At 54.6% G+C, this 25,611-nt stretch carries 24 protein-coding genes and 1 other annotated feature; all 24 genes read right to left on the bottom strand.

Going from position 1 to position 25,611, the window contains the following annotated elements:
* Window positions 1–102: 102 nt before the first annotated feature.
* The 24 genes from pyrE to murD all read right to left on the bottom strand — a co-directional run bounded on the left by pyrE (window position 103) and on the right by murD (window position 25,603).
* The gene (pyrE, locus tag EVJ28_RS00815) at window positions 103–729 is read right to left on the bottom strand and encodes an orotate phosphoribosyltransferase (protein WP_131456251.1); all 627 of its coding nucleotides are present in this window, start codon (window positions 727–729) and stop codon (window positions 103–105) included.
* Window positions 713–1,417 carry an orotidine-5'-phosphate decarboxylase gene (gene pyrF / locus EVJ28_RS00810; protein ID WP_131467784.1) on the bottom strand — a complete coding sequence of 235 codons (705 nt, stop codon included), beginning with the start codon at window positions 1,415–1,417 and terminating at the stop codon, window positions 713–715. Before pyrF ends, pyrE begins: the two co-directional genes overlap by 17 nt.
* Window positions 1,392–2,318: a dihydroorotate dehydrogenase gene (locus tag EVJ28_RS00805; protein WP_131456256.1), complete on the bottom strand. Its 927-nt coding sequence runs from the start codon at window positions 2,316–2,318 to the stop codon at window positions 1,392–1,394. Before EVJ28_RS00805 ends, pyrF begins: the two co-directional genes overlap by 26 nt.
* Window positions 2,315–3,034 carry a dihydroorotate dehydrogenase electron transfer subunit gene (locus EVJ28_RS00800; protein ID WP_131456258.1) on the bottom strand — a complete coding sequence of 240 codons (720 nt, stop codon included), beginning with the start codon at window positions 3,032–3,034 and terminating at the stop codon, window positions 2,315–2,317. Before EVJ28_RS00800 ends, EVJ28_RS00805 begins: the two co-directional genes overlap by 4 nt.
* Window positions 3,031–6,234 carry a carbamoyl-phosphate synthase large subunit gene (gene carB / locus EVJ28_RS00795; RefSeq protein ID WP_131456260.1) on the bottom strand — a complete coding sequence of 1,068 codons (3,204 nt, stop codon included), beginning with the start codon at window positions 6,232–6,234 and terminating at the stop codon, window positions 3,031–3,033. The genes EVJ28_RS00800 and carB overlap by 4 nt, the downstream gene beginning before the upstream one ends.
* A gap of 1 nt (window position 6,235) precedes the next feature.
* A complete protein-coding gene (locus EVJ28_RS00790; protein WP_131456262.1) occupies window positions 6,236–7,318 on the bottom strand; it encodes a carbamoyl phosphate synthase small subunit in 1,083 nt (360 codons plus the stop codon).
* Window positions 7,296–8,576, bottom strand: coding sequence for a dihydroorotase (locus EVJ28_RS00785; RefSeq protein WP_131456265.1), 1,281 nt, complete (start codon window positions 8,574–8,576; stop codon window positions 7,296–7,298). The genes EVJ28_RS00790 and EVJ28_RS00785 overlap by 23 nt, the downstream gene beginning before the upstream one ends.
* Window positions 8,573–9,478: an aspartate carbamoyltransferase catalytic subunit gene (locus EVJ28_RS00780; protein ID WP_131456267.1), complete on the bottom strand. Its 906-nt coding sequence runs from the start codon at window positions 9,476–9,478 to the stop codon at window positions 8,573–8,575. Before EVJ28_RS00780 ends, EVJ28_RS00785 begins: the two co-directional genes overlap by 4 nt.
* A 130-nt stretch (window positions 9,479–9,608) precedes the next feature.
* The gene (locus EVJ28_RS00775) at window positions 9,609–10,910 is read right to left on the bottom strand and encodes a uracil-xanthine permease family protein (protein ID WP_070327546.1); all 1,302 of its coding nucleotides are present in this window, start codon (window positions 10,908–10,910) and stop codon (window positions 9,609–9,611) included.
* Between the two features lie 49 nt (window positions 10,911–10,959).
* On the bottom strand, window positions 10,960–11,493 hold the full coding sequence (gene pyrR / locus EVJ28_RS00770) for a bifunctional pyr operon transcriptional regulator/uracil phosphoribosyltransferase PyrR (RefSeq protein WP_070327547.1): 534 nt from the start codon (window positions 11,491–11,493) through the stop codon (window positions 10,960–10,962).
* 192 nt (window positions 11,494–11,685) lie between these two features.
* Window positions 11,686–12,597, bottom strand: coding sequence for an RluA family pseudouridine synthase (locus tag EVJ28_RS00765; RefSeq protein ID WP_131456269.1), 912 nt, complete (start codon window positions 12,595–12,597; stop codon window positions 11,686–11,688).
* Window positions 12,597–13,070 (bottom strand): signal peptidase II, encoded by a 474-nt coding sequence (gene lspA, locus EVJ28_RS00760; protein WP_131456272.1) that lies wholly within the window; start codon window positions 13,068–13,070, stop codon window positions 12,597–12,599. The genes EVJ28_RS00765 and lspA overlap by 1 nt, the downstream gene beginning before the upstream one ends.
* Before the next feature lie 59 nt (window positions 13,071–13,129).
* Entirely contained in the window at window positions 13,130–15,856 is a 2,727-nt protein-coding gene (ileS, locus tag EVJ28_RS00755; protein ID WP_131440331.1) for an isoleucine--tRNA ligase, read from the bottom strand.
* A 49-nt stretch (window positions 15,857–15,905) separates the two neighbouring features.
* Window positions 15,906–16,126, bottom strand: a binding site (T-box leader).
* Window positions 16,127–16,128: 2 nt separating this feature from the next.
* Window positions 16,129–16,674 carry a DivIVA domain-containing protein gene (locus tag EVJ28_RS00750; RefSeq protein ID WP_016509011.1) on the bottom strand — a complete coding sequence of 182 codons (546 nt, stop codon included), beginning with the start codon at window positions 16,672–16,674 and terminating at the stop codon, window positions 16,129–16,131.
* A gap of 18 nt (window positions 16,675–16,692) precedes the next feature.
* The gene (locus EVJ28_RS00745) at window positions 16,693–17,463 is read right to left on the bottom strand and encodes a YlmH family RNA-binding protein (protein WP_070327551.1); all 771 of its coding nucleotides are present in this window, start codon (window positions 17,461–17,463) and stop codon (window positions 16,693–16,695) included.
* Complete coding sequence (locus tag EVJ28_RS00740; RefSeq protein WP_070327552.1) at window positions 17,464–17,736, bottom strand: YggT family protein; 273 nt, start codon at window positions 17,734–17,736, stop codon at window positions 17,464–17,466.
* Window positions 17,737–17,740: 4 nt separating this feature from the next.
* A complete protein-coding gene (locus EVJ28_RS00735) occupies window positions 17,741–18,208 on the bottom strand; it encodes a cell division protein SepF (RefSeq protein ID WP_070327553.1) in 468 nt (155 codons plus the stop codon).
* A 23-nt stretch (window positions 18,209–18,231) separates the two neighbouring features.
* A complete protein-coding gene (locus EVJ28_RS00730; RefSeq protein WP_070327554.1) occupies window positions 18,232–18,885 on the bottom strand; it encodes a YggS family pyridoxal phosphate-dependent enzyme in 654 nt (217 codons plus the stop codon).
* The gene (gene pgeF, locus EVJ28_RS00725) at window positions 18,882–19,643 is read right to left on the bottom strand and encodes a peptidoglycan editing factor PgeF (RefSeq protein WP_070327555.1); all 762 of its coding nucleotides are present in this window, start codon (window positions 19,641–19,643) and stop codon (window positions 18,882–18,884) included. The genes EVJ28_RS00730 and pgeF overlap by 4 nt, the downstream gene beginning before the upstream one ends.
* Window positions 19,644–19,697: 54 nt before the next feature.
* Complete coding sequence (ftsZ, locus tag EVJ28_RS00720) at window positions 19,698–20,843, bottom strand: cell division protein FtsZ (RefSeq protein WP_070327556.1); 1,146 nt, start codon at window positions 20,841–20,843, stop codon at window positions 19,698–19,700.
* Between the two features lie 47 nt (window positions 20,844–20,890).
* Complete coding sequence (gene ftsA, locus EVJ28_RS00715; RefSeq protein ID WP_070327557.1) at window positions 20,891–22,180, bottom strand: cell division protein FtsA; 1,290 nt, start codon at window positions 22,178–22,180, stop codon at window positions 20,891–20,893.
* A gap of 228 nt (window positions 22,181–22,408) precedes the next feature.
* Window positions 22,409–23,179 carry a cell division protein FtsQ/DivIB gene (locus EVJ28_RS00710; RefSeq protein WP_070327558.1) on the bottom strand — a complete coding sequence of 257 codons (771 nt, stop codon included), beginning with the start codon at window positions 23,177–23,179 and terminating at the stop codon, window positions 22,409–22,411.
* Between the two features lie 13 nt (window positions 23,180–23,192).
* On the bottom strand, window positions 23,193–24,269 hold the full coding sequence (gene murG, locus EVJ28_RS00705; protein ID WP_131465328.1) for an undecaprenyldiphospho-muramoylpentapeptide beta-N-acetylglucosaminyltransferase: 1,077 nt from the start codon (window positions 24,267–24,269) through the stop codon (window positions 23,193–23,195).
* A complete protein-coding gene (gene murD, locus EVJ28_RS00700) occupies window positions 24,266–25,603 on the bottom strand; it encodes a UDP-N-acetylmuramoyl-L-alanine--D-glutamate ligase (protein ID WP_236633992.1) in 1,338 nt (445 codons plus the stop codon). Before murD ends, murG begins: the two co-directional genes overlap by 4 nt.
* Window positions 25,604–25,611: the final 8 nt, after the last annotated feature.

The raw sequence follows: 25,611 nt of genomic DNA, 5'->3' as shown, positions 1-25,611 counted from the left end.
GTTCTCTCCTTTTTCGACTGCTTTCCCTATTCTAACACGTTCAGTATCACATGTTGCCAAATGAAAAAGAATCCGCCCGGAGGTGGATTCTTCAAAAAATATTTATGAAGAAACTTGCTCACTCCAACCATGCGGATTAGTTCGCCATTCCTCCAACGAAGTAGCTTCTTGTTTAGTGATCATCCGTTTTTTGACAGCGACTTTAATCAACTCGTTGATCGTCGTCAACGCCGAATAGTGCAGCTCATATTCGAGTGAATTGATTGCCAGAACTGGGAGGTTATAAGAGAAAATTGCTTGAATCTTGACGACCTCTCCGCCCGCCGCTTGAATTGCTCGCGCCGCCTCCATGCTCGATTTCCCAGTCGAGAGCAGGTCTTCGATGACGACGACACGCGCTCCTTTGTCGAATCGACCTTCAATCTGGTTGCCTTTCCCATGTTTTTTCGCACCCGACCGGACGTAGATGAGTGGTAGACCGAGTCGGTCGGCTAAGAGCGTCGCATGGGGAATCCCGGCCGTCGCCGTTCCCGCGATGACGTCGGCGTCGAGCGGACGGACGGCGTCGACAAGTGCATCGATAATCTGTGAACGCACTTCTGGATAACTGAGCGTCAGTCGGTTATCACAATAAATCGGGCTTCTTAACCCGCTCGACCATGTGTACGGTTCATTCGGTGATAAGGTGACGGCTTCAATCGATAATAATGCCTCAGCGATTTGTCTCATACGTTTGGCTCCATTCCTTCATAAAGTATTCGTAAGCTGCGTTCGGATCGGCTGCCCGGGTGATCGGGCGCCCGACGACGATAGCTGATACACCGGCGTCAAAAGCGGCTTGCGGTGTCGCGACCCGGACTTGATCGTCTGTCGTTTCGTTGATTCGGATGCCGGGCGTCACCGTCAAAAACGGTGAACCGAGCGCTTGTCGAATCGCACGGGCTTCGTGAACGGACGCGACGACCCCATCGAGTCCTGCCCGTTTGGCAAGTCCCGCTTGTCGCAAGACGGCCTGCTCGAGACTTCCGCCAATTCCGAGTTGTTCTGACAGCATCCGCTCGTCGGTCGATGTCAGTTGGGTCACCCCGATCAATGTGGTCGTGTCGTTCACATCACGCAACCCATCCAATGCGTAGCGCATCATCGTCTCACCGCCGAGCGTATGAACGTTCGTCATTTCAACGCCGAGCCGGCCGATTTGGCGGAGCGTCCGCCTTGCCGTCTCCGGGATGTCATGAACTTTGACGTCTAGAAAGACCGGGTAACCGCTCGCGACGAGTTCTTCGACGAACCGTCCACCTTCACGGTAGAACAGTTCCATGCCGACTTTGACGGCCGGGCGTTGGTCAATTTTTTTTAAGAGTGAAAACGCTTCGTCACGTGTTTCGACATCAAGCGCGAGATACAACCTGTTCATACGCCTTCCCCCTAACGTCTAAAATATGATCGATGCCGAGTTCATCGAGCCGGCCTGGCAACGCCTCGATGATTTCCTGACATACGTATGGGTTTTCAAAATTGGCAGTCCCGACCGCGACCGCCGATGCACCCGCATAGATAAATTCGAGCACGTCGTCGACCGTCCGCACACCGCCCATGCCGATAATCGGGATATTGACCGCTTGGGCGACTTCGTACACCATCCGGATGGCGACCGGCTTGATGGCCGGACCGGATAATCCGCCAATTCGGTTCGCTAAGATCGGTTGACCGGTCGTAACGTCGATCCTCATGCCGACGAGCGTATTGATCATCGTGATGCCGTCGGCGCCGGCCGCTTCGACCGCACGTGCCATCTCCGTGATCGACGTGACGTTCGGGGATAGTTTGACGTATACCGGTTTTGTCGACGCCGCCTTGACGAGGCGCGTCAGTTCGGCCGCCATCAAAGGATCGGTCCCGAACTGCATGCCGCCACACTTCACGTTCGGGCACGAGATGTTCAGTTCGAGTGCTTTCACGCACGGGTCGGCGCTCATTTTCCGCGCGACATGGATGTATTCTTCTGGGGTCGAACCCGCCACGTTGGCAATAATTTCAGTGTCAAACTTGGCGAGGAATGCCAACTTGGCTTCAACAATCGCGTCGACACCCGGATTTTGTAATCCGATCGCATTCAACATCCCTTGCGCCGTCTCGGCGACACGCGGTGTCTCGTTCCCGAACCGCGCCTCCCCGGTCGCCGCTTTGATCATGATGCCCCCGAGGATCGACAAGTCATACAGCTTGGCGAACTCTTCGCCGAATCCAAAACAACCGGACGCCGGCATGATCGGATTTTTTAACGATAAGCCGGGTAGTTCGATGTGTAATCTCATAACGTCACCTCTTCTGCCCGAAATACCGGTCCGTCACTGCACACTTTCACGTAACCGTCCGGCGCTTTGCACACACAGGCGAAGCACGCCCCGATGCCGCAACCCATCCGGTTCTCGATCGAGATGTAGCGTTCATTAATATGCGACGCAGCGACCGCTTTTAACATCGGCTCCGGACCACAGCTGAACAAGACGTCGGCGTCGATTCTAGCGAGCGGTCCGGTCACGAACCCCGCCTCTCCATACGTTCCGTCGACCGTCGTGATGATCGTCTCGCCGAGTTCGCGGAACTCGTCTTCATAAAATACACTCGCTTCTGAATCAAACCCGAGAATCGCCACCGTTTCGATTCCGCGCGCGGCGAGCATCCGTCGCGTGTAATAGAGCGGCGGCACCCCGATCCCCCCGCCGACGAGAACGACGCGCTTGCCGTCTTTTGCGAGCGGGAACCCGTTACCGAGCGGACCGAGGACGTCAAGTTCGTCCCCGGCTCGTCTCGTCGCGAGTTCGGCCGTCCCGGTCCCGACCACTTTGTACAGAAACGTGACGACGTCTGCTTCGACGTTAGCAACCGACAGCGGCCGGCGCAACAGTTCGGACGTCTTCACATGGAAAAACGTGCCCGGTGCGATCGTTCCATCACCGATTCGCACTTTCATTTCCATCGTCGCTTTCGCGATCTCCCGGTTCGATAAGATGGTCGCCCGTTGTCTCATACAGTCACCCCGAATTCGGTGAACGCCGGCAGGCTCGTCGTCTGGAACGATAGGCTCTCGATGACTTGCAAGAGCGCCTTCACCGTGTCGAGCGACGTCAAGCAGAGCACACCTTGCTCGGCCGCGGCCCGGCGGATAATGAATCCGTCTTTTGTCGCTAAGGCGTCGCGTGTCGTCGTATTCAAAACGATGTCGACATCGCCCCGCTCGATGACGCTCAGCATCGTCTCACCCGCTTCATGGATCTTCCCGACTTGTCGGACCGGCAACTCGACTGCCGTAAGTGCCATCGCCGTGCCTGACGTCGCCATCAGGCGGAAGCCGAGGCGGTTGAAGCGACGGGCGATGTCGAGCGCTTCGTCTTTGTCTTGATCAGCGACCGTCAACAAGACGTTTCCTTTCAAGGCGATCGTCATCCCGGCAGCGACGAGTCCTTTATAGAGCGCTTTTTCAAGCGTTCGGTCCGTCGCCATGACTTCCCCCGTCGATTTCATCTCTGGCCCGAGTGACGGGTCGACTTCTTTTAATTTCGCGAAACTGAACACCGGCACTTTGACCGAGATAGCGTCAGATTCTGGGTGCAAGCCCGTTCCGAGTCCGAGCTGTTTCAACGTCGTCCCGAGAATCGTCTGCGTCGCGATGCGTGCGACCGGCAGTCCCGTCACTTTCGAGATGAACGGCACCGTCCGGCTCGCCCGTGGGTTGACTTCGATGACGTACAAGTCGTCCGCATAGACGAACTGAATGTTGAGCAACCCTTTGATGCGGAACGCTTTGGCGAGTTTGATCGTGTAATCGACGACTTTTTGTTTTAACGCCTCGCTCAGCCGTTGCGGCGGATAGACGGCGATCGAATCGCCAGAGTGGACCCCGGCCCGTTCGATATGTTCCATGATGCCCGGGATGTAGACGTCCGTCCCGTCGCAGATGGCGTCGACTTCGATCTCGATCCCTGTCAAGTAGCGGTCGATGAGGACGGGACGATCTTTCGAGGCGACGACGGCGTGGCGCATATACCGCTCGAGCTCCGAACGCTCATAGACGATCTCCATCGCCCGGCCGCCGAGGACGTACGATGGGCGGACGAGTACGGGATAGCCGAGCATGTCGGCACAAGCGACCGCTTCCTCGACCGTGACCGCGGTCTTGCCCGGTGGTTGGGCGAGCCGTTCTTTCGTGAGCGTCGCCTCGAACGCTTTCCGGTTTTCGGCCCGATCGATGTCTTCAAGTGACGTCCCGAGAATTTGGACGCCGTTCGCTTCGAGCGAGGCCGCCAAATTGATTGCCGTCTGCCCGCCGAACTGGACGATGACCCCGAGCGGTCGTTCATTGCGAACGACTTCTAATACGTCTTCTGTCGTGAGCGGTTCAAAGTAGAGACGGTCTGAGATCGAGAAGTCGGTCGATACCGTCTCCGGGTTGTTGTTGACGATGATCGCCTCATATCCGGCGTCACGGATCGTTTGGATCGAATGGACGGTCGCGTAGTCGAACTCGACGCCTTGACCGATTCGGATCGGGCCTGAACCGAGTACGAGGATGGACGGTTTATCCGTTTTCACCGCTTCGTTCTCGACTTCGTACGTCCCGTAAAAGTACGGCGTCTCCGAGGCGAATTCGGCGGCACACGTGTCGACCATCTTATACACCGGCCGAACGTTCCACTCATCGCGTAACGACGCGATCGTCTCGACGGCTTGGTCCGTGATCCGGGCGATCATGCGATCACTGAACCCACGTTGCTTCACATCGCGCAACCGTTCCTCTGTCAACGGCTCGTCGCGCAACGCTTCTTCCTCACGCCAAATCCGATCGAGTTTTGATAAGAAGAACCGGTCGATTTTCGTCAAGCCGTGAAGCTGTTCTGTCGAGTAGCCGCGGCGAAGCGCCTCGTACAGCATCCACAACCGTTCGTCGGTCGGTGTCGTCAGTTCTCGTTCCAGTTGTTCAGCCGTCAATTCGGAAAGGCGTGGTACGTACAAGTCTTCAGTACCGAGTTCGAGCGAACGGACGGCTTTCAATAGCGCTTCTTCTAAATTTCGACCGATGGCCATGACTTCGCCCGTCGCTTTCATTTGTGTGCCGAGACGACGGTCCGCGGTCTCGAACTTGTCGAACGGGAAGCGCGGGATTTTAGCGACGACGTAGTCGAGCGCCGGCTCGAACGAGGCGTAACTCGTCTCCGTCACCGGATTTTTTAGTTCCGACAACTTGTAGCCGACCGCGACTTTCGCGGCGAGCTTGGCGATCGGGTATCCCGTCGCTTTTGAGGCGAGAGCCGAACTCCGCGAGACGCGTGGGTTGACCTCGATCACGTAGTACGTGAAGCTGTCGGGGTCGAGCGCGAACTGGATGTTACATCCGCCTTCGATGCCGAGCGCCCGGATGATGTCGAGCGAGACGCTGCGGAGCATTTGGTAATCACGGTCAGACAACGTCTGGGTCGGGGCGAACACGATCGAGTCACCGGTATGGACACCGACCGGATCGAAGTTTTCCATGGCGCAGACGATGATAGCCTGGTCGCTCGAGTCGCGCATCACTTCATATTCGACTTCTTTCATGCCGGCAATCGACTCTTCAAGCAGCACTTGCGTCACCGGACTCGCCTTGAGTCCCGATTCGACGATCTGCTCGAACTGTTCCCGGTCGTGGGCGATTCCCCCACCGGTCCCGCCGAGCGTATAAGCCGGACGAATGATAATCGGATAGCCGATCCGGTCAGCGAAGCTCCAGGCGGCGTCGAGTGAATGGACGATATCGCTGTCTGGGACGCCATGACCGAGCTTGTACATGAGATCGCGGAACTGTTCCCGGTCTTCTGCCTGCTCGATCGCCGACAGTTTCGTTCCGAGCAGTTCGACGCCGCAGTCGCGGAGCACGCCGCGCTTATCGAGCTCGACCGCCAAGTTCAGTCCGGTCTGCCCCCCGAGTGTCGCGAGAAGCGCGTCCGGACGTTCTTGACGGATAATCCGCTCCACGAACTCCGGTTCGAGTGGTTCGATATAGACGCGGTCCGCCGTCGACGGGTCAGTCATAATCGTCGCCGGGTTCGAGTTGACGAGGATGACTTCGTAGCCCTCTTCTTTTAAGGCAAGACACGCCTGGGTACCAGCATAGTCAAATTCTGCCGCTTGTCCGATGACGATCGGGCCGGATCCGATCACAAGGATTTTCTGAATATCTGGTCGTTTTGGCATGTCACATTCCTACTTTCTGTCTGTTTTCGTTGACGAGTGTCATAAAGCGGTCGAATAAGTCGTTGGCGTCATATGGTCCTGGCGCCGCTTCCGGATGATATTGCACCGAGAACGTCGGATGATGTAAATGTTTGACGCCTTCGATCGTCCCGTCGTTGACGGCGCGATGCGTCACGATGAGCGGCGTCTCAAGGAGCGACGTCTCGTCGACGGCGTAGCCGTGGTTTTGTGACGTGATCGTCACAGCACCGGTCTCAAGCTCGAGGACAGGATGATTGGCACCACGATGCCCGAACGGAAGCTTGAACGTGTTGGCACCGCTCGCGAGCGCAATCAACTGATGGCCGAGACAGATCCCGAACATCGGGAGTTTTGGCATGAGTGCTTCGATCAGCGGGAGCGCCGTCGGTACGTCTTTCGGGTCGCCTGGTCCGTTCGAGAGCATGACCCCGTCCGGCTCATACCGCATCACTTCTTCAGCCGTCACGTCGTGCGGCAAGACGACGACTTCACAGTCGCGCTTCAACAATTCACGCATGATTCCGAGTTTGGCCCCGAAATCGATGAGGGCGATCCGGCGGCCGCTCCCGGTGCTGACGTAAGCCCGTTTCGTCGAGACACGTGCCACTTGATCGGTCGGGAAGCTCGCTTCAAAGCGCATCGAAACGTCTGCCCACGTCGACTCACCGTCGATCAACACGCCGCGCATGACGCCGCGTGAACGAAGGTGACGCGTCAACATGCGCGTATCGACAGCTTCTAGACCTGGTATCCCGAAGCGTTCGAGCGTCTCCGGCAACGTCGCCGTCGAGCGGAAGTTCGACGGCAAGTCACACGCCTCTTTGACGATGAGCGCTTTTGCCATCGGGACGGTCGTCTCAAAGTCTTCACGGTTGACGCCATAATTTCCGATGAGTGGATTCGTCAGCACGATGAGCTGGTCACAATAAGACGGGTCCGATAAAATCTCTTGGTAGCCGGTCATTCCCGTTTGAAAGACGACTTCCCCGATCGTCTCGGCGTTCGCACCGAACGCCTTGCCTACAAATGCTGTCCCGTCTTCAAGCCATAATGTTCGTTTCATCGAATCTCCCCTTATATACGATTTCTCCGGCCACGATCGTCACGACTGGCCAACCTGTGAGTCTTTTCCCAGCGAACGGTGTGTTCTTCCCTTTTGACGCGAACGTCGCCGGGTTGACCGGACGCAACGTCTCCGTATCGATCAGCGCCAAGTCCGCCGCCCGGCCGACCTCAATCAAGCCGTAAGGCAGACCGAACACCTCGCTCGGTCGTCTCGTCATCCAGTCGATGAGCGCCGCCTCTTCCATTTGTCCCGTTTTGACGAACGTCGTGTAAAGGAGCGGGAACGCCGTCTCGAATCCGGTGATTCCGAACGGGGCGCGCTCCATCCCTTGTGCTTTCTCTTCAGCCGTGTGCGGGGCGTGATCGGTCGCAATCAAATCGATCGTCCCGTCGAACAGCCCTTCGAGCAACGCCGCGCGGTCGTCTTGGCTCCGTAGCGGCGGATTCATCTTAAAGTTCGGATCTAACCCCGGGATGTCGTCTTCCGATAAGACGAGGTGGTGCGGTGTCACTTCCGCCGTGACGTGGATCCCGGCCCGTTTGGCGTCACGGATGACGCGGACCGATTGACGTGACGACACGTGACAGACGTGATAGTGGCAGCCTGTCTCTTCGGCGATCAACACGTCACGAGCGATATGGATGCTCTCGGCGAGACTCGGGATGCCTTGGATGCCGTGCGTCTCACTAAACTTCCCTTCATGGACCGAACCGGCCTTGAGCGTATTGTCTTCGCAATGGGCCACGACCGCTTTCCCAAGCCGTTTCGCTTCCCGCATCGCCTGACGCATCATCGCCGCCGACTGGACGCCGACCCCGTCGTCTGTGAACGCGAACGCGTCCGCAAGTGACGGCATATCGACTTGCTCGACCCCGAGCTGCCGTTTCGTGATCGCCGCGTACGGGAGCACGCGGACGCTGGCGTCACGCTCGATCCGTGCGAGCAAGTCATCGAGCGTCGCCCGGTCGTCTGGGACCGGGCGTGTGTTCGGCATCGCGCAAATCGTCGTGAACCCTCCGGCCGCAGCCGCAGCCGTCCCGGTCTTGATCGTCTCTTTCGCCTCGCCACCCGGCTCGCGCAAATGGACGTGGACGTCGACGAGACCTGGGATCAACAGCTTCCCGTTAGCGTCAATCACTTCGTGTCCTTCGGTCGTCCCGTCGTAATCGACCGAACGGATCGTACCGCCCTCGATCAACAGATTGCTCGTCCGTTTCGTCTTCCCGTCATACCACGTTGCGTGTTGAATAATCATTGTTGTCCCCCTAATGCTCGATTTAAGATGGCCATCCGTGCGTAAACACCGTTCGTCATCTGTGGAAAGATGCGCGATGACGGATGTTCGATCAAACTGCCGGCGATCTCGACGTCCCGGTTGACCGGGGCCGGATGCATGATGATGGCGCCTTGTTTCATCCGCTCGACCCGCTCGACCGTCAAGCCGTAGCGCGCATGATAGTCTTCTTTAGAAAAGATGTCGCCCATAATGTGGCGCTCGTGCTGAACGCGGAGCAACATGACGACGTCGCAGTCCGGTAAGATGTCATCAAGGTCGCGGTGCGAAAGCCCCATCGAACCATCCCACCACGATTCCGGGCTACAACCGACGACGTTCGCTCCGAGCCGTTTCAACACGCCTGCGTTCGAGCGGGCGACCCGGCTATGGACGAGATCGCCGCAGATAGCGATATTCAAGCCTTCGAACGTCTTGAACTCTTCATAAATCGTGACGAGGTCGAGCAGTGACTGTGACGGGTGTTCCCCGCTCCCGTCCCCGCCGTTTAAGACTGGGATCGTCAGCTTGCTGACGAGCTCATGGTAGTATCCCGCTTCAGGATGGCGGATGACGAGCGCGTCGACCCCGATCGCTTCAAGCGTCTTGCACGTGTCGTATAACGTCTCGCCTTTCGTCACCGACGACGTCGCCACGTCGAACGGGATCTCTTGGATGTTCAAGTGCCGCTCGGCCATTTGAAACGAGTTTTTCGTCCGCGTCGAGTTTTCGAAGAACAAGTTCGCGACCGTCTTCCCGTCAAACAGCGGTGGCATGTCCCCTTGTTTGTAGCGGAGCGACTCTTCGATCATCCCCATGATCTCTTCGAGGGTGAGCGTATCTAAGCTGACAAAATGGTTCGGTTGTTGTTTGATCAAATTCATGTTCGTCTCCTCCTTTTGTTTGAAGGCAAAGAGAAAAGGCGTCTCTTCACCTACGTGAAGGGACGCCTTCATTTGGGTAGATTGCACCCAAATAAACGAGCCTTCACTTTGCCGACCTCACGGGATCGAATTAAAAGTTACTTGCCTGTTTCGTTTCTTCAGTTGTATCGACCGAAGCCGGTTCGACTTCTTCTTTCGGCAACACCGCGTTCAAAAGAATACCGACGACCGTCGCGAGCGCCATCCCTTGGACCGGGAAGCTGCCGAGTTGGACCATCGCCCCGCCGAGGCCGACGACGAGAATGACCGAGGCGATGATGAGGTTGCGTTTCTCGGCGAGGTCGACGTTGCTGTCGACCATCGTCCGCAGTCCGTTCGAGGCGATGACACCGAACAAGAGGATCGAGATACCGCCTTTGACCGGATTCGGGATTGTCGAGATGAACGCCTCGACGTGACCGAGGAAGCCGAAGCTGATGGCCATGAGTGCTGCTCCCGCGATGACGTAGACGCTGTACACTCTCGTGATCGCCATGACCCCGTTGTTTTCACCGTACGTCGTACACGGCGGTCCACCGAGCGCTGAGGCGACGGCTTTGCCGACGCCGTCGCCGAGGAGCGTCCGGTGCAGGCCTGGATCTTTCATCGTCTCGCGTCCGATGATTTTCGACGTGACCATTTGGTCGCCGATGTGCTCCGTCATCGTGACGAGCGCGACCGGGACGATGGCAAGGAGTGCCCCGACTTGCCACATCGGCATGTAGTCGACGAACACCATCGTGAAGTCAGGCAGTTGGAACAGGCTCGCTTGACCGATGGCCGAGTAGTCGATGATGCCGAACATGGCGGCGATGGCGTATCCGCCGACGATGCCGAACAAGATCGGAACCGCGCCCCATACTCCTTTTAACTTTGTCATCGCGAGGATCGTGATGCCGAGCGTGAGCAGGGCGACCGTAATGAACGTGCCGTTATACGCTCCGTCGCGGTTCATCGACATGTCGATGGCGACCGGTGCGAGCGATAAGCCGATGACCATGATGACCGGGCCGACGACGACCGGCGGCAACAGTCGTAACAACCAACCGACGCCCGTCTTAAAGATGATGAGCGACACGACACCGTAGACCGAACCGGCGATAATACCGCCGAACAGTGCGGCTTCGACGCCCCATTGCTGGCTGACCGCGATGATCGGTGCGATGTAGGCAAAACTTGACCCGAGATACGTCGGGACTTTGAATTGGGTGATGACTAGGAATGAGAGCGTGGCCACACCGGAAGCGACGAGGGCGACGGACGTGTTCAGTCCGGTCAAAATCGGGACTAAGATCGTCGCTCCGAACATGGCGAAGACGTGTTGCAGGCTGAAGAGCAGCCATTGCGGCAAGTGAGCGGGACGCTCGTGGATGTTGAGGATGGGGTTTTTCATAAATAGTTCTCCTTCCTGGCCTCTCTGGACCACCTTAAAGGTTTTGGATTTATTGCTGTTGGATGTACACTTCGTCTGTCGTGTCGACTTCACTGAGTCGGACCACGACTTGTTCTGTTTTCGATGTCGGGACGTTTTTCCCGACAAAGTCTGGGCGAATCGGCAACTCGCGGTGTCCCCGGTCGATCAAGACGGCGAGTTGGATGTAGTCCGGCCGGCCGTGGTCGACGAGTGCGTCCATCGCGGCCCGGACCGTCCGTCCCGTGTACAGGACGTCATCGACGAGGACGACCGTCTTGCCATTGATGTCGTGCGGGAGTTCGGTCGCTTTCACTTCTGGGTCGAGCGACTTCTTCGATAGGTCGTCCCGGTAGAGCGTGATGTCTAAGTTACCGAGCGCGATCGGTTTTCCTTCGATTTCTTCGATGCGATGGGCGAGTCGGTCGCCGAGCGTCTCACCGCGCGTTTTGATCCCGACGAGGACGACGTTGTCCGTTCCTTTGTTGCGTTCAATGATTTCATGGGCGATTCGCGTCAAGGCGCGTCGGATCGCGGCTTCGTCTAGTATGGTCGAGCGTTTCATATGATTCCTCCTCTCGTAATCTATAAAAAAAGAAGACTTCCTCATCCGGCTGGAAAGGAAGTCTTCACGAAGGCAAACGAGTGCCGTATATGATAGACGGTTGTGGCCGCGGCCACGATCCTTTCACAGCCTCTCTGGACTGGGTTTAAAGGTGTTATGCTTTCTAGACTATAAATCTGAATCGGTTGAAAGTCAACGTGTTTTCTCGATTTTGTCCAATTTTGCGAGCTCTGCCTCAAAGTCGGTCGGGAGTGCCGCCTCGAACTCGAGCCATTCGTTCGTCCTCGGATGATGGAAGCCGAGCGTGGCTGCATGGAGCGCTTGCCCGTTCAAATCGATCGTCCGACGCGGTCCGTATTTCGGGTCTCCGGCAAGCGGGTGGCCGATATAGCGCATATGGACACGGATTTGATGCGTCCGTCCTGTCTCGAGCTTGCACTCGACGAGCGTGAAGTCTTTGTAGCGTTCGAGCAGACGGAAGTGTGTCACCGCTTCTTTCGCGTTCTTGTCTGTAACCGTCATGCGCTGACGATCGTTCGTGTCGCGCCCGATCGGCGCCTCGATCGATCCGAGCTCATGGACGAGCTCGCCGTGGACGAGTGCGACGTATTCACGTTTGATCGTTCTGTCTTTCAACTGTTGCGCGAGTGACTCGTGCGCCATATCGTTTTTCGCGACCATGAGCAGTCCCGTCGTATCTTTATCGATGCGATGGACGATACCCGGACGCTTCACCCCATTGATGCCTGAGAGGTCGTCACAGTGATACAACAGCGCGTTGACGAGCGTGCCAGACGTATGACCGGCCGCAGGGTGCACGACCATGCCACGTGCTTTGTTGACGACGATGACATCCTCGTCCTCGAACACGACGTCGAGCGGAATATGTTCGGCGAGGACTTGGAGTTCGACGGCTTCTGGCACCGTCACGACGACTTCGTCCCCTTCTTGCAGTTTATAGTTCGGCTTCACGACTTGACCGTTGACGAGCAGGTCCCCCGCCTTGATCCAGTCTTGGATTTGCGAACGTGACCAGTCACTTCGTTCGCTCATCCATTTATCGATCCGTGCCTTTTCTTCGGCGACAAATGTGTAAGTTTCCATTACGATTGTCCCCTTTCTTTGTTTAATTTTTCTTCGAACAAGACGCCGATGATCATAAAGATGACCCCGAACGTGAGTGCCATATCGGCGACGTTAAAGATTGGGAAGTTGTAGCCAAACGGGTACGTGTCGACGAAGTCGACGACCTCGCCCCGGAACAGACGATCGATAAAGTTGCCGATCGCTCCGGCGAGCAGTAAGCCGATACTGTAGCCGAGCAGTTTGAACCCGTTCACTTCTTTATGCAAGAAGTAGATCAGACCGACGACAACGACGGCGGTGACGACGAAGAAGAACACCATCTGTCCTTCGAGCATGCCCCAGGCCGCGCCTCTGTTGCGGTACGATGTCAAATAGAGCCATCCCGGGATCAATTCGATCGATTGACCGATCGTCATCGTCTGGACGACGATCCATTTCGTCACTTGGTCGAGCAAAATGAGAACGACTGCTAATCCGTAATAACGTTTCATCAAATTCTCCTTTCAAGTCATAAGAAACCGGAGTGGACTGTGCGCCACTCCGGTCCGGCTCATGCGATGACTTCTGTACAGCGCGGGCAAAGTTCTGGATGATCTGCGTTCTGACCAAGTTCGGTCGAGTACGTCCAGCAACGGGCACAAGCGGCACCGTCTGCTTTCGCGACGCTGATCTTCGCCGTCGCGTAGTCGACGTCGGCCGTATCGACGTAGTCGAGTTGTGACACTTGCAGGAGTTGACGAACGTTATCGATCGTGTCGAGCAGCGCTTTCGTCTCACCCTTCGGCGCGACCTGAAGTTTCGCTTCGAGCGGTTTCCCGATCAACTTCTCGCCGCGGGCGATCTCGATCGCTTTCAAGACGTCGTCGCGGAACGTGAGGAATTTCGACCATTTCGCGAGTAATTCCGTCTCTGCTTCCGTGAGCGGCGCCACTTCTTCAAGGTCCGACAAGAAGACGCTATCCGCCGTCTTGGCCGGGATTTCTTGCCAGACTTCGTCCGCCGTATGCGGGAGGACCGGGGCAAGCAGTTTCGTCAACGTGATGACTGCATCATACATGACCGTCTGAACGGCACGACGACGCGCATCGTTTTCACGTTCGATGTAGAGGATGTCTTTCGTGAAGTCGAGATAGAACGACGACAACTCGTTGACACAGAAGTTGTGGCTCATGTGGTAAACAGCCATAAAGTCGAACGTATCGTACGCTTTGACGACTTTCGTCTGAAGTTGTTTCAGCTTCGTCGCCATGAAGCGGTCGGCTTCCGGCATATCTTCGAACGCGACGCGCATCGACGGATCGAACCCGTTCAAGTTACCGAGCAAGAAGCGTAACGTGTTACGGATCTTCCGGTATACTTCTGACACTTGTTTAAAGTTGTCATGCGAGGCGCGGACGTCTGACTGATAGTCGACAGACGCGACCCAAAGACGTACGATTTCAGCGCCGTACTGTTTAACGAGGTCGTTCGGTGCAATCGTGTTGCCGAGCGATTTCGACATCTTCCGGCCGTCGCCGTCAAGGACGAAGCCGTGACTGAGGACGTTGCGATACGGTGCTTTGCCGGTCGTCGCGACTGCAGTCGACAGTGACGAGTTGAACCAACCACGGTATTGGTCCGAACCTTCTAGGTACAGGTCGGCCGGACGGCGCAAGTTGTCGCGCTGTTCGAGCACGCCTGCGTGTGACGAACCTGAATCGAACCAGACGTCCATGATGTCGACTTCTTTACGGAACTCGCCGTTTGGACTGTTCGGATGTGTGAAGCCGGATGGCAACAAGTCTTTCGCTTCGCGCTCGTACCAGACGTTTGATCCGTGCTCATGGAACAAGTTGGCGATATGGTCGATCGTTTCGTTCGTGATGATTTCCGTTCCGTCTTCTGCGTAGAAGATCGGGATCGGCACACCCCATGCCCGCTGACGGCTGATGACCCAGTCGCCACGGTCACGGACCATGTTGAACAGGCGCGTCATGCCCCATTCCGGTACCCAGTTCACTTCTTCGATCTCACGCAACATGTCGCTGCGGAAGTCTTTGATCGAAGCGAACCATTGCGGTGTCGCCCGGAAGATGACCGGCTTTTTCGTACGCCAGTCGTGCGGGTACGAGTGCTTGATGAATTTGAGCTTCAACAAGTTGCCATTTGCTTCGAGCTTCATGCCGATCTCTTTGTTCGCATCTTCATAGAACAGTCCTTCAAAGCCTGGTGCTTCGTCCGTCATATACCCACGGTCGTCGACCGGGCACAACACGTCAAGTCCGTACGCTTGGCCGACACGGTAGTCGTCTTCCCCGTGGCCAGGTGCGATATGGACGCAGCCTGTCGCTTCAGCCGTGACGTGGTCGCCAAGGATGAGGAGTGACGTCCGGTCGTAAAGCGGGTGCTGTACCGTCATGTGTTCGAACTCGCGTCCGTTCCAAGATCCGCTCACTGAGTACTCATCCCAGCCAAGTGCTGTCGTCACTTCTTCGACGAGCGTCTCGGCAACGATATACCCTTTGCCATCATGCTCGATCCGTGTGTATGTCAGCTCATCGCTGACAGCGATCCCGAGGTTGGCCGGAATCGTCCACGGTGTCGTCGTCCAGATGACGAAATGGTCGGTCGTCCCGAGGACGCCTTTGCCATCGACGACTTGGAACGCCACATAGATGGCTGGTGATTTTTTGTCATAGTACTCGATTTCCGCCTCAGCGAGTGCCGATTCAGAAGACGGTGACCAATAGACCGGTTTTTTCCCTTTATAGATGTATCCTTTTTCAGCCATCGTGCCGAACAGGCGGATTTGCGCCGCTTCATATTCAGGCTGGAGCGTGATGTATGGATTGTCAAAGTCAGCGAGCAGTCCGAGACGCTTGAACTGTTCACGTTGTGAGTTCACTTGCTCCATCGCGTAAGCGGCACATTTTTCGCGGAACTCGGCGACAGTCATCTCTTTACGGTTGACGCCTGCTTTTTGAAGCGCGTTCTCGATCGGAAGACCGTGTGTGTCCCAACCTGGGATCATCGGTGATTGATAGCCGTTCAACGACTTGAAACGGACGATGATGTCTTTTAACACTTTGTTGAGTGCATGGCCCATATGGATGTCACCGTTTGCGTACGGAGGTCCGTCATGTAGAATGTATTGCGGCTTTCCTGCATTCTTTTCTTGAACGCGGTTGTATAAGTCCATCTGCTCCCAAGCCTCGTGCATTGCTGGCTCGCGCTTCGGCAAATTTCCACGCATCGCGAATTCTGTATCAGGCATCAATAATGTGTCTTTGTAGTTCATTGAAACTCCTCCTGCATCTTTTTTGAAAAACAAAAAAAACCCGCCCCTAAATAGGGACGAGTTCATCGACTCGCGGTACCACCCTACTAATCTCAAGTAGACCTTGAGACCGCTCTCGGTAACCGATAACGAGGTCAAGCGGTCACGCTTACTCAATTCAGCATGACACTCATAGGGGATACCAAATAAAGTCTTTCTCTTAGGCTTGCACCTTCCCTAAGTCGCTTCGTAGGTGTGACTTTATTGACGTGTCCTAATCAACGTATTGTTTATTATCCGTGATGTTTGTTTGGTGTGACTTCGTCGTCATTATACGCAAGTTCACTCGTATCGTCAAGAACCGTCTGGACAGGCGGCTCTCCGACAATCGTGTCCCATTCGGTACTATTTAGAAGTTCCATCTGTGCGTCGACGAGAACACGGAACCGGGTCCGGTACAGTTCGACTTTTTTCAACATTTGAATGACTTCACGCTCTGCCATCTGCTCTTTACGCGACGCTTCCTCTTCTCGGGCGAGCGCTTCGCGTTCAGCCTGCTTCAAGATGAGGCTGGCTTCTTTGGCCGCATTGGTCTTGACTTCTTCTGCCGCCTCTTGTGCGACGATAATCGATTTATTCAATGTGTCTTCCATCGAGGAGAAGTAGTCAATACGGGCTTGCATATCGTTGACGAGTTCTTCGTACCTTCTATTTTCACGAATCAATAGCTCAAACTCTTTAATGATTTGATCTAAAAATTCATTGACCTCATCGATATCGTACCCGCGAAAACGAGTCGAGAACTCTTTGTTATGAATATCAATCGGTGTCAACGCCATTCGACTTTCCTCCTAAATTCAACGTATGATGCCATACTGGATTTTTATTTTCTCACGCTTTGTCGAGCCGAGGATTGCCGTCAATTTGACACGACCGTAACCCCGGATTGAAACCAAATCGTCTGGTTCGAGTAAAAAACTCGCGTCCGTGATCGCTTTATGATTGACTTTGCAGTCACCATGTTTGACGAGCGCCTGTGCTTTCTGGCGCGACAGACCGAGCACCTCGCTCACGACCGCATCAAAGCGGAGTGAGGAGACGATGCCAAACTCGTCGCTCCATTTGACTTCTGGGACGGTCAAAATCGATGCGGCCGGCACATCAGACAGCCGCACCCGGGCTTTACCGACGCGATCCACGTTCATTTCGATGAATCCAGCCGCATCAGCCGTCGTCGCGAACTGAGCGATCCCGTCAGCGAGGACAACGTCGCCAAACTTTTGCCGCTTCAGGCCCGCGTTAAGAAGCGTGCCTGTCACTTGGCGGTGGGTCAAGTCGACAAACTTCGTCGGATAATCGATTTGAAGAATCTTGACTTCAAAGTCGTTCACGTCGAGCTCATAGTAGTCGGGCGTCAATAAAAGCCGTTTCCGCTCAGCTCCAGGGAAACCGCCGTCCTCGTAGATGGCGAGCCGTTTGCCAACGAGTTGCCTGACGATTTGTTGCTCACGTGGGTCTAAAAAATCCGTCAATTTAAACAAGTAGTTGTCCTCGACTTGTCGCACCCAGTCGAGCACTTGCTCGACAAACGGGCGTTCATTCGGTCGATAATGATCGAAGACGCTCATTTACAGACCGAAAATCGCTCGCACTCCTGCTTGCGCCATACGAAGCACGAACAGGGCGACGATTGGAGAAATGTCGAGCATACCGCCGATTGGCGGGATGATCCGACGGAACGGGTTAAGAAACGGCTCACACAAGTATGTCAAAATTTGTCCGAATTTTGATTCTCTCGCATTCGGGAACCACGATAATAAAATATAGGCAATCAAGACCCAACTATAATATCCAAGAAGCGTAACAATCGTATTGCCTAATGCAGGGATCGCATTTTCCATTCATTTACCACCCTTTACTGTTTAGTTCGTCCTCCGAAATCAAATTCGAAATCGATCCAGTCAATTCGATATTGTTCGGAGCACATAGAATCGTGTTATGTCCAATCGACGTCATCGTTCCTTCTAGGGCGTAAACGACACCCGACAAGAAGTTTACAACTTGACGAGACTGCTCTTTCGACATGCGCTGAAGGTTGACGATGACGGCACGATTTTCTTTCAACTGGTCGCCAATATCTTGTGCCTCGGCAAAGACGCGCGGTTCAGCAAGAACGACTTTCGAACGTTCTTTCTTCTTCGTGTTTAGCGCGACGAGGTTGTTCGATGGTTTCGGACGCTCCTCGGTTTTGACGAGCGCATCAGTCGTCGGTTGAGTGTTCGTCTCTGCGACAGCATACTCTTCCCCTTCATACGCGTGATTCGGATCTTCCTCAAGTCCAAAGAAGTCTTTCATTTTGTTTTTGATTGACATAACGGATTCCTCCTTAGAATATATTATTGCACAAGTACGGTCCCAATACGAACAAACGATGCGCCTTCTTCGATTGCCAACTCGTAGTCGTTAGACATACCCATCGACAATTCGTTGCATGGTGCATGTTCGAAGCGATTTGCCGCGACGCGGTCGCGCAATTCGCGTAAAGCACGGAATGTTTCACGGATCACACCTTCATCTTCTGTGAACGGAGCCATCGTCATCAGTCCGATGACCCGAATATGGCGATACTGTCTACAGTTCTCGATGAACGGGATGACTTCCTCTTTTTCAAGCCCATGTTTTGACGTCTCGCCCGATACGTTCACTTGGACGAAACAATCGATGACACGGTCGGACCGTTTGTCAATCTCTTCGGCGAGCGATAATCGGTCGAGCGAATGGATTGCGGCAACATGATCGATGACTTGTCTCACTTTGCGCGTCTGTAGACTGCCGATAAAATGGAACTTGGCGTCCGACGGCATCGCATTGACTTTCTCGAGCAAGCCTTCCGGACGGTTCTCACCGAAATCTCGGACACCTTCTGCGTAAAGCGCGTTCGCGACGTCGACACCGACCGACTTCGTGACCGCGATGAGCGTCACCGCTGTTTCCGATTGAAGGTTCTCAATATTCTGTCTCACTTGTTTGACGTTATCAGCTATGCTCACAATTTCTTCTCCTTGACGAGGACGGCGGCAAATCGACGCTTTGCGTCTCCGTTCCGATACGAGAAAAAGTCTCGATCGGAAGCGGTCGACAAGTTCGACTGCGTGACGTCCATGTTTCTTTCGACAGCGAGTGTCTCATTGACTCGTTGCAATGACAGATTCGCATGACGTTCTGATTCGTTATACACCGAGGCCGCATATGCTTCGGGCGAGACGGCATTGACGGCATCGAGGACACGGCGGTCGACTTCATAATGCTCGGCCGTGATGGCCGGTCCGACGTACATCTCGATGTCGTGTTCCGGAACCCCGAGCCGAGCGAATGCGTCCGCCATCGAAGACACGATATTTCCGACCGTCCCTTTCCACCCGGCATGAGCCATGCCGATGATTCCGTGATCTTTCGCACAAAAGAACAACGGGACGCAATCGGCGAACACGAGAGCGAGTGGCAAATCGGTAGCGGTCGTGACGAGTCCGTCAGTCGCTTGAATCGCCTCATCGTATCGATAGGCGCCTTTGCCCTTGTCCGCTTCGTCGACGGTCGCGACACGCGTCCCGTGCACTTGATCGGCCCAAACCGAATCGATGAGCGACAAGTTTGCTTCGGTGAAGAAACGTTCCCGGTTGGCAATGACTTGTTCCGCATCATCGCCGACGTGCAAACCGACATTGCCTTCATTGTGTCCATCCGTCCGAGTCGTCACATAAGCCAGATAGCGATACGCCTCGGTTTCCCATGTATGTATGAGTTGCATACCAGTCTCCTTTTTTTAGAAAAAGGGGGTGCCGAGAACGGCACCCCCTGTTGTTTAGTTACGGCGTTGTCTTACGAACGCTGGGATGTTGATCGTCTCGTCTGGGACGTCCCCACCATAGACTGGTCTATGGAAGTTCCCTTCTTCTTGTTGAGCAGGTTCAGTCGGTTTCGGTTGAACTTCTTTGTTCGCCTCAGGCTCCGCTTGTTTCTTCGGTTGCTGAAGGAACGGGTTCGTGCCTTGTGACTCTTCCGCAAACTCAGTCGCGATGACAGTGACGATGATCTCCTCGTTCAAGTTTTCGTTGATGACCGAACCAAAGATCAAGTTCACTTCTTCATCAGCGGCACTTTGAACGATTTGAGCAGCCTCTGTTACTTCATACAAGCTGAGGCTGAGTCCACCTGTAATGTTCATCAAGACACCTTTCGCGCCTTCGATCGAAGACTCGAGCAGTGGAGATGAGATCGCCTTTTTCGCTGCTTCGATGGCACGGTTTTCACCAGTCGCCACACCGACACCCATGAGCGCCGATCCTTTTTCCGTCATGATCGTTTTCACGTCGGCGAAGTCAAGGTTGATCAAACCAGGGATGGCGATCAAGTCTGTGATCCCTTGGACACCTTGGCGAAGCACGTTATCCGCTTCGCGGAACGCTTCGATCATCGGCGTGTTCCGCTCGACGATTTCAAGCAACTTGTCGTTCGGGATGACGATGAGTGTATCGACTTTTTCTTTGAACGCTTGGATTCCGTGTTGCGCATGCTGCATCCGTTTGCGTCCTTCGAACATGAACGGTTTCGTGACGACACCGACTGTGAGCGCTCCGATTTCTTTTGAAATCTCAGCGATGACTGGTGCAGCGCCCGTACCTGTTCCCCCACCCATACCGGCAGTGACGAAGACCATATCGGCACCGTCAAGTGCTTCGATCAATTGCTCACGGCTTTCTTCAGCCGCTTTCTTACCGATGTCCGGGTTCGCACCGGCACCAAGGCCGCGTGTCAATTTAGCGCCAAGCTGAAGCTTGACGTCCGCTTTCGACATATTGAGTGCTTGTGCGTCTGTATTGACCGCGATGAACTCGACACCTTGCACTCCGTGCTCGATCATTCGGTTGACGGCGTTTGAACCACCACCACCGACTCCAATTACTTTAATTTTTGCTACGGCGTCAATCGCCTCATCAAAGTACATCATTTCAGGTATCCCCCTACGTAATTTCCAATTGTTAACACATCATCAGCTTACACGCCAAATAATTTTTCCATTAAACGCCCGAATCCATTTTTAGATTCGCGCTCTGTCGTTTCAGGCTCGTCATCACGATCGATGTCGCGTTCTGTCCCGCCAGTTGGTGTCGGAACAGTCACGCGCTCATCTGGCTTCTCAAGTTGCGACTTCGAGACATGATGGTCGCTCATGAGCACATACTTGAGAACACCGACAGCCGTCGCGTATTTCGGATGTCTGACACCAATCGACGAAGGTTGGTAGAGTCTTGTCTTTTGACCCATGACGCGCGTCGCCAATTCCTGGATGCCAGGCAAGGCAGCCGCTCCGCCACAGAGGAGATAACCTCCGCTGAGCGGTGGAACACCTACCTTTTGCACTCTATTCAACACGAGTGTGAACATTTCCTCTATTCGCGCCTCTAAAACGTAACTAATTTCTGTTTGTGGCTCGAATGCCACTTCCCCATTAATATTCGTAAATGAGAATCCTTCAGAAGCATCCGCCATTTCTTCGAGCGCGAGTCCGTATTCTTCTTTCGCCACTTTTGCGTCTTGGTACTTACAGTTGAGTTTATATACCAAGTCTCGCGTCATGTGGTCCCCGCCGACTGGGAGGATATACGAGTAGACGAGATCACCGCGATAAAATACAGAGACGGTCGTCTTTTCGTGTCCGATGTCGACGAGGCCGATCCCAAGGTCGATTTCATCGACGGAAGCAGCACTCATTCCGAGCGCCAAGTTACCGAGTACAAATCCTTCTAGCGTAAGGCCTGCCCGTTCAATCGAACGACGGATGCTATGTAGGACCGTTTTTGAACCCGTTACCATTTTTCCGTGCATCTCTAACCGGTAGCCGAGCATACCACGGGGATCGACGACCCCTGTCTGTTGGTCGACTGTGAACGACGTCGGGATGACATCGATGACGCTCATCTCATCCGGCAAACGCATCACTTGCGCCGAATTGATGACTTCGATGACGTCGACGTCCGTGATTTCTTGGTCTTCTCGTTTCACCGATGCGATCCCATGACACGGGGCAATTTGGATATGTTCCCCTTCGATGGCAACATATACCGAACGAACTTGATCACCGAGCGCCGCTTCGGCATGTTCGACGGCTTGCTTAATGGCTTGAACCGTTTTATCGATGTCGACGACGGCGCCACGTTTTACTCCTGCAGACGGGGCGCACCCCTCCGCCAAAATGTTAAGCGTTCCTCCGAGCAATTCGCCCACGACGAGCTTAATTTCTGACGTTCCTATATCCAATGCGGCAACATAACCGTTCGCTTCCAAAAGGGAAACACCTCCGCGCTTAAATTTCTGTTTCTGAATTTCCGTTACATTGTTACAGATATCCAAAAATATTGATAGGTCCGGCAAGATATCTCACGTCTAAGTTTACAACAAATAACATAGTGAGAAAAGGTAGAATCCTACAAATTAAGCGGTTTTGGGGTGTCAATTCGATTACAAACCATAAAAAAACAGTCCTTACGTGTCTAAGGACTGTAAAAAATCAGATTATTCTTTCGTTTTTTCGTAAGGGACGAAATAAAAGCCTCCGTCCATGACGACGGTTCCGCGTTGACCTTTTGGGATGTTTTCAAAGATATCCCCGTATTTTGAGACGGTTTGGCTCAGTTTGAACGTCGGTGTGAGCAACGTGTTTCCATCGTTCATATAAATCTCATACCGGACTGGTTCATCCTTTTTTTTCGAAAAGACGATTTCAGACATCCGGGCCCGCATCGCGTCATCGACTTGCTCGAGTTCACTTGCCACTTTCTCGAGCTCGGCGACGTCCGTGAACTCACGTAAGAGCGGACCATCCTGCAACTTCTCCGGATCATCGATTTGTCCGGTCGGGTGAAGTGATCCGTCCGCGAGCACGACGACTTCTTCTGAGTCGTTTCGCGAGTAGGCGATCATCTTCTCTTCCTCGACGTCCACGGTGACGATGTTATACCAAGACCGATCGACTTTGACGTCCCGCACTCCCGGGAGTGCGCGAATCGTCTGCTCGATGTCGTTCGGAGAGATGCGAACAATCTTTGAAGACGTGTCGAGATCCGTTCCCTCAAGGACGTAAGCTTCAGTCAACCAGTCGAGTCCGGACACATTCACTGCCTTCACGTCAGAAACCGACGTCTGCATATAGACGACGAGTGCGATGAGCACGGCAAACAAGAGTAGAATCGTCGCCAAGCGTCGATTCGCTTTTTTGCGCCGTTGGTCCTTCATATACGGAATGCGATCTTCCAAACTGCGAACGGTATTCTGACGCGTCTCCATTAACTTCTCTCCTTTATCGGCTTACTTCTTCAACAAGATCGGCGAGTGATTCCGCGGCGTGCGGGAATCCTAATCGTTTCGATGCTGCGGCCATCTCGTCATGGTGATTCAAGACGTGACGGATCGACGCGACGAGCGTGGCGCCTGTCAACGCTTGCTCTTTAATCAGTTCAGCGGCACCGCTCTCGACGAGCGCCGACGCATTTTTCGTCTGATGATCCGCTGTCACGTAAGGGCTCGGGATTAAAATGCTCGGCAAACCGAGCGCAGTCAATTCCGAGATTGTCGAAGCACCGGCCCGTGAGACGACGAGACTCGCACAGGCGAGGAGTTCTGGCATATCGTAGACGTAGGGCAAGATTTGGACGTTATCTGAGCTCGGCGCTTTGGCGACGACATCGTCAAAATGCACTTTTCCGGTCACATATAAGACGTTCACAGGTTCAGTCGCGAGTTCCGGGATCGCCTCGATGACCGCTCGATTGATCGCTTCCGCCCCACGGCTGCCGCCATAGATGAGAACAATCGGTCGTTCGTCAATCCCGTACTCGGTGCGCAGTTTCATCTCGTCTGCCGTTGTCTTCAAGACCTCACTACCCCGTGGATTCCCGATGACTTGCACGTTCGCCCCTGGGAAATGTTGTTCAGAACCGGCGAACGACAGCGCGACACGATCCGCTTTTTTAGACAAAAACTTATTCGTCAGTCCCGGGATGCTGTTTTGTTCATGCAAAATCGTCGGAATACCGAGCAGTTGTGCGGTGAAGACGACAGGCCCGGACACAAAACCGCCCGTTCCGATGACGACGTCAGGTCGGAACGTTTTCATGTCTTTTCGCAATGCGAGAACCGATTGGACGAACCGATAACCCGTCTTGACGTTCTCAATCGAAAGCGACCGTTTCAAGCCACTGATTCGAATCGATTTGAACGGGATACCCGCTCGCGGTACGAGATCGGCTTCAAGCCCGTTCTCGGTCCCGATATAGAGCACCTCTAAATCGGTATGCCGCTCTTTCAACGTATCGAGCAGGGCGAGCGCCGGATAGATGTGACCACCCGTCCCTCCACCAGAAATGATGACTCTCATCGGTTTGCCTCCTCATATGCGTTCACGAGCTTGACGAAATGTTCGCCTCGTTCTTCAAACGTCTTATATTGATCCCAGCTCGCACAGGCCGGCGACAGCAAGATCACGTCGCCTGCAACGGACTGTTCAAACGCGAGCGGCACCGCCTCGTCGAGCGTGGCGACGGCTTGCGCCGGAATGTTTTCTGATTCACTTAACGTTTTGAACCGTTCAGCCGTCTCGCCGTAAGCGATAACAGCTTTCACCCGTTTCATCGCCGGAACGAGTGATGTCAGGTCGGCTCCACGTTCGAGCCCGCCGCATAACCAAACGATCGGTGCTTCGAAACCAGTGAGCGCCGCCTCGGCAGCGACGTTGTTCGTCGCTTTTGAATCGTTGTAGACACTTCGGCCAAGCACACGGCCGAGGCTCTCCGTCCGATGGGCGACGCCGCCGAACGTGCGCAAGACGTGCTCGATATGATCAGTCGGGATGTCAAACGGCTCGATCAACAAGAGCGCGGCCAATACGTTCTCGACGTTATGGGCGCCTCCAAGCGCAAGTTCTGACACCGGCATGATCCGTGCGCCATGCAAAGTGATCCATCCTGAATCGACATGCGCGTCACCGGCTTCATAGCCAAACGTTTGAGCTGAAAGTCCAGTCGGCACTCGCTTCATGACTTCTCGATCCTCACCTTTGACGACGACCCGGTCTGAAGGTGTCATGTTTTGGAACAGATTCGCTTTCGCGTCAGCGTATGATTCAAAGTCCCCGTGATAGTCAAGATGGGCTTCTGACAAGTTGAGCAGTGCTGCCGAGCGGGGATGGAACGCTTCCACTCCCATCAGCTGAAAACTCGATAGTTCGATCACGATCAGGTCGCCCGGCGCGGCTTGCGTCGCGACTTCGATGGCCGGAAACCCGATGTTCCCCGCCACGTGGACGGGACGTTCGCCACCTTTTAACAGCTCATGGACGAGCGTCGTCGTCGTCGTTTTACCGTTCGACCCGGTGATGGCGACAAAATCTGCCTCTGTTGCCAAATAAGCGAGCTCGACTTCCGTATAAATCGGGATGTGACGCGCAATCGCTTCTTCTAGTAACGGGATCTGATAAGGGATACCCGGATTCTTGACGATCAGTTCAGCTTCGTCTAACAGTTCAAGCGGATGCGAGCCGAAGACAGTTTTTACGTTTAGCGCTTCAATCTTTGCCCGCTCTGCTTCTGTTGGCTCACTGCCCGTATTGATCACTACGTCTGCGCCGACCGCCTTTAAATAGGCGGCAGCTGCGATACCGCTCCGAGCCGCCCCGAGTACGAGGACTCGCTTACCATTCCACTGTTGATTCATGTCTTCCA

Source organism: Exiguobacterium sp. SH3S3 (assembly GCF_004337115.1).
Classification (GTDB): Bacteria; Bacillota; Bacilli; order Exiguobacteriales; family Exiguobacteriaceae; genus Exiguobacterium; species Exiguobacterium aurantiacum_A.
This window is presented reverse-complemented; position numbering and strand designations above follow the sequence as displayed.

What these genes read in the sequence shown, in the direction of transcription:
- pyrE (WP_131456251.1), bottom strand. Translation starts at nt 729, where the DNA reads ATGAGACAAATCGCTGAGGCATTATTATCGATTGAAGCCGTCACCTTA.
- pyrF (WP_131467784.1), bottom strand. Translation starts at nt 1,417, where the DNA reads ATGAACAGGTTGTATCTCGCGCTTGATGTCGAAACACGTGACGAAGCG.
- EVJ28_RS00805 (WP_131456256.1), bottom strand. Translation starts at nt 2,318, where the DNA reads ATGAGATTACACATCGAACTACCCGGCTTATCGTTAAAAAATCCGATC.
- EVJ28_RS00800 (WP_131456258.1), bottom strand. Translation starts at nt 3,034, where the DNA reads ATGAGACAACGGGCGACCATCTTATCGAACCGGGAGATCGCGAAAGCG.
- carB (WP_131456260.1), bottom strand. Translation starts at nt 6,234, where the DNA reads ATGCCAAAACGACCAGATATTCAGAAAATCCTTGTGATCGGATCCGGC.
- EVJ28_RS00790 (WP_131456262.1), bottom strand. Translation starts at nt 7,318, where the DNA reads ATGAAACGAACATTATGGCTTGAAGACGGGACAGCATTTGTAGGCAAG.
- EVJ28_RS00785 (WP_131456265.1), bottom strand. Translation starts at nt 8,576, where the DNA reads ATGATTATTCAACACGCAACGTGGTATGACGGGAAGACGAAACGGACG.
- EVJ28_RS00780 (WP_131456267.1), bottom strand. Translation starts at nt 9,478, where the DNA reads ATGAATTTGATCAAACAACAACCGAACCATTTTGTCAGCTTAGATACG.
- EVJ28_RS00775 (WP_070327546.1), bottom strand. Translation starts at nt 10,910, where the DNA reads ATGAAAAACCCCATCCTCAACATCCACGAGCGTCCCGCTCACTTGCCG.
- pyrR (WP_070327547.1), bottom strand. Translation starts at nt 11,493, where the DNA reads ATGAAACGCTCGACCATACTAGACGAAGCCGCGATCCGACGCGCCTTG.
- EVJ28_RS00765 (WP_131456269.1), bottom strand. Translation starts at nt 12,597, where the DNA reads ATGGAAACTTACACATTTGTCGCCGAAGAAAAGGCACGGATCGATAAA.
- lspA (WP_131456272.1), bottom strand. Translation starts at nt 13,070, where the DNA reads ATGAAACGTTATTACGGATTAGCAGTCGTTCTCATTTTGCTCGACCAA.
- ileS (WP_131440331.1), bottom strand. Translation starts at nt 15,856, where the DNA reads ATGAACTACAAAGACACATTATTGATGCCTGATACAGAATTCGCGATG.
- EVJ28_RS00750 (WP_016509011.1), bottom strand. Translation starts at nt 16,674, where the DNA reads ATGGCGTTGACACCGATTGATATTCATAACAAAGAGTTCTCGACTCGT.
- EVJ28_RS00745 (WP_070327551.1), bottom strand. Translation starts at nt 17,463, where the DNA reads ATGAGCGTCTTCGATCATTATCGACCGAATGAACGCCCGTTTGTCGAG.
- EVJ28_RS00740 (WP_070327552.1), bottom strand. Translation starts at nt 17,736, where the DNA reads ATGGAAAATGCGATCCCTGCATTAGGCAATACGATTGTTACGCTTCTT.
- EVJ28_RS00735 (WP_070327553.1), bottom strand. Translation starts at nt 18,208, where the DNA reads ATGTCAATCAAAAACAAAATGAAAGACTTCTTTGGACTTGAGGAAGAT.
- pgeF (WP_070327555.1), bottom strand. Translation starts at nt 19,643, where the DNA reads ATGCAACTCATACATACATGGGAAACCGAGGCGTATCGCTATCTGGCT.
- ftsZ (WP_070327556.1), bottom strand. Translation starts at nt 20,843, where the DNA reads ATGATGTACTTTGATGAGGCGATTGACGCCGTAGCAAAAATTAAAGTA.
- EVJ28_RS00710 (WP_070327558.1), bottom strand. Translation starts at nt 23,179, where the DNA reads ATGGAGACGCGTCAGAATACCGTTCGCAGTTTGGAAGATCGCATTCCG.
- murG (WP_131465328.1), bottom strand. Translation starts at nt 24,269, where the DNA reads ATGAGAGTCATCATTTCTGGTGGAGGGACGGGTGGTCACATCTATCCG.
- murD (WP_236633992.1), bottom strand. Translation starts at nt 25,603, where the DNA reads ATGAATCAACAGTGGAATGGTAAGCGAGTCCTCGTACTCGGGGCGGCT.